The sequence below is a fragment of the Paraburkholderia nemoris genome (genome assembly GCF_905221015.1).
GTDB lineage: Bacteria > Pseudomonadota > Gammaproteobacteria > Burkholderiales > Burkholderiaceae > Paraburkholderia > Paraburkholderia nemoris.
In genome coordinates, this window is the sequence record NZ_CAJNBO010000089.1 from 1 (window position 1) to 2,865 (window position 2,865).

Here is a 2,865-nt window from a genome sequence, read left to right on the forward strand (position 1 = left end):
GAGAGCGCGCCATTCCGGGGGCTGGGATTACCGACCGATTTTTTGAGTGCCAAGTGTAGCGTTGGCTTTCCTGCGGGCGCGCATTAGCGTGGAAATGCTTACGCCCGATTGTTCTGCAGCGTCGTGATAGGTTACTCCCTGCCTGATCAAGGATAAGCCCTTGTTCACCAGACGCGGTTTCGCGTTGGGCCGGCCGAGGCGCACCCCTTTGGCGCGCGCATTGGCCAAGCCGGAGCGGACACGTTCCCGAATGAGTTCCCTTTCGAATTCGGCGACTGCCGAGAGAAAATGCGTGAGCATCCGGCCCATTGGCGTGCTCATGTCGATGTGGCCAGGTACGACAAAGGCCACTCCGAGCGCTTCCAGTTCGGCCATGGTCATGATCAGATCCCGCACGCTGCGCCCCCAACGATCCAATGCCTGTACCAGGATCACATCGATGGCGCGGGTGCGCGCCAGTTGCATGACCGCTTCGCGCAGCGGCCGCTTGTGTGACGCGCCGCTGGCGGTTTCCTGCATTTCGCGCACGATCTTCCAACCGCGGGCTTTTGCGTAGATGCGCAATTCCCGACGTTGACGATCGGTGGATTGGTCCGGGGTGGACACGCGGGTATAGACTGCCACACGCATGGTCAAAAACCCCTCCGATTCGGGTCGCCAGGTCCCAGTCCTGGCGAGCCTTGCAAGGCATCGTTTTCGACGGTCAGAATCATTTGATTCTGACCGTCGTGTACTAAGCTTAGATGACAATGACAAATGTCACCAGCGCCATGGTTTACCGGTTCCACGTATGGATTCGCCAGATAAGTCCGATGATTTGGCGTCGGTTACTGGTGCGCAGCGACAGCACGATCGCCGACCTGCATTACACGCTGCAGATCGCCTTCGGCTGGAGCGACGCGCATTTGAATCTGTTCCACATCCATGGCCAGGACTATGGCGTGTATCACGACGGCGGCACAAGTTTCTCGACCGATCCCGAGCACGTTCGACTGTGCGATTTCAACTTCCGTATCAACGAACACCTGCTGTACGAGTACGACTTCGGAGACTGCTGGCAACACGAAGTGCGCATTGAGGCGTGCTTGGCGTTGGACGACAAGCGCACCTATCCGTGCTGCATTGGCGGCAAACGGCGGGCGCCGCCGGAAGGCTGCGGCGGCGCCATGGCCTTCATGACACGACGTGATGAGGTTCCGTCGCACGTCGAGGATTTACTCGAGGACATTCAGGACGACCTCGACGCCAACGACATCGAGGCTATTCGGGATCGGCGTGAGGATATTGAAGCGTTGCGCGAATGGCTGACGTTAGATGATTTCGACCGGCGCGAGGTCAACCGCCGGCTCAAGCAGTACGCGACCCGCGATGCAGCCTGGATGTGGCAATAGACAGGAGCCGGCGATGAAAGTAAGAATACAAGTCGTGATTGAGGCCGAAAACGGTGCACCGGAGAAAGTCGAGGAAATCGCTCAGCTGCAGCGCGGGGCGCTGCGCGCGGAGGAACTCGGTCTGACACTCGCGGAGGCGAAAGCGTTGCTACACGGCATGCAGCAGGCCGTGGTCATTGGGCAGATCGAGGAATACCTCGAAAAATTCAAGACCTGCCCAGACTGCGGCGCGCACCGGACCCGGAAAGGGAAGCATCCTCTCGCCTATCGGACGCTGTTTGGGAAAGTCAACTTGGTTAGCCCCCGTCTTTACGACTGCGCCTGCCAGAACCACGGCAACCATAGTTCAAGCCCCTTGGCGAAGTTGCTGAGCACGCATTGCGCGCCGGAACTACTGTATCTTGAGATCAAATTCGCTTCGCTAATGTCCTATGGACTGAGCGTCGAGTTGCTGACGGAGATTCTGCCGATCGCGGAAGAGATCAGCCCCACGTCGATGCGACGCCACCAGCAACGCGTTGCCGAACGGATGGAGGGTGAACTGGGAGAGGAACAGTGCCAGTTCATTGAAGGTTGCCCTCTCGAATGGGCAAAACAACCGCCACCGGGGCCACCCTTGACGGTCGGTTTGGACGGCGGCTATGTGCATGCGTCGGACCAGAAGTCGAAAACCGAAGGCTGGTTCGAAGTCATTACCGGCAAGAGCGTCCAGACCGAGGGCGACGCCAAGGTGTTTGCGTTCGTCAACAAGTACGACACCAAACCCAAGCGCCGACTTTACGAGGTGCTAAAATCGCAAGGTCTCCAAATGAATCAGCAAGTCGTGTTTCTGTCGGATGGCGGCGACACCGTCCGCGATCTGCAGCACTATCTCAGCCCGGAATCCGAACATCTTCTTGACTGGTTCCACATCACCATGCGCTTGACGGTGATGAGACAGATGATCAAGGGCATGACCGCGGAACTGAAGCCCGACGACAAGCACCCGGAAACTGCAGCCGTGGTGGCCGACCTGGAAAGGCATCTGGACAGCCTCAAATGGAATCTCTGGCACGGCAATGTCCTGCATGCCCTCCACCGTACCGGTGACCTGGATGACGACCTGGACATGCTGGAAGAAAATATGGCGAACAAGAAGAAACTGGAGAAGGCAGTACGGGAATTTCACAGCTATATCGAGGCGAACCAGGCGTTCATTCCAAACTATGGCGACCGCTACCGGCACGACGAAACGATTTCCACCGCGTTTGTCGAGTCGACCGTGAACTACGTGGTCAGCAAGCGCTTTGTGAAAAAGCAGCAGATGCGTTGGAGCCAGCGCGGCGCGCATCTGCTGCTGCAGACCCGCGTGCAGGTCCTGAACGACGATCTGCGGAAAACCTTCGGTCGCTGGTTTGCCGGAATGAGAGACGAAGAGGCCGCGACGCTACAGGAGGCGGCATAGAAGCTCCAGCCCCCGGAATGGCGCGCTCTC

Annotated in this window: 3 protein-coding genes; 2 read left to right on the forward strand and 1 reads right to left on the reverse strand. The window is 58.4% G+C overall.

The window, feature by feature from the left end; genetic code table 11:
* Positions 1-27: 27 nt before the first annotated feature.
* Complete coding sequence (locus KHO33_RS41715) at positions 28-630, reverse strand: recombinase family protein (protein WP_234480966.1); 603 nt, start codon at positions 628-630, stop codon at positions 28-30.
* A 119-nt stretch (positions 631-749) separates the two neighbouring features.
* Here KHO33_RS41715 and KHO33_RS41720 point away from each other — a divergent pair, with 119 nt between their 5' ends.
* Both KHO33_RS41720 and KHO33_RS41725 read left to right on the forward strand, forming a co-directional pair.
* Positions 750-1,391 (forward strand): plasmid pRiA4b ORF-3 family protein, encoded by a 642-nt coding sequence (locus KHO33_RS41720; RefSeq protein WP_200568544.1) that lies wholly within the window; start codon positions 750-752, stop codon positions 1,389-1,391.
* 13 nt (positions 1,392-1,404) lie between these two features.
* On the forward strand, positions 1,405-2,835 hold the full coding sequence (locus KHO33_RS41725; RefSeq protein WP_200568545.1) for an ISKra4 family transposase: 1,431 nt from the start codon (positions 1,405-1,407) through the stop codon (positions 2,833-2,835).
* Positions 2,836-2,865: the final 30 nt, after the last annotated feature.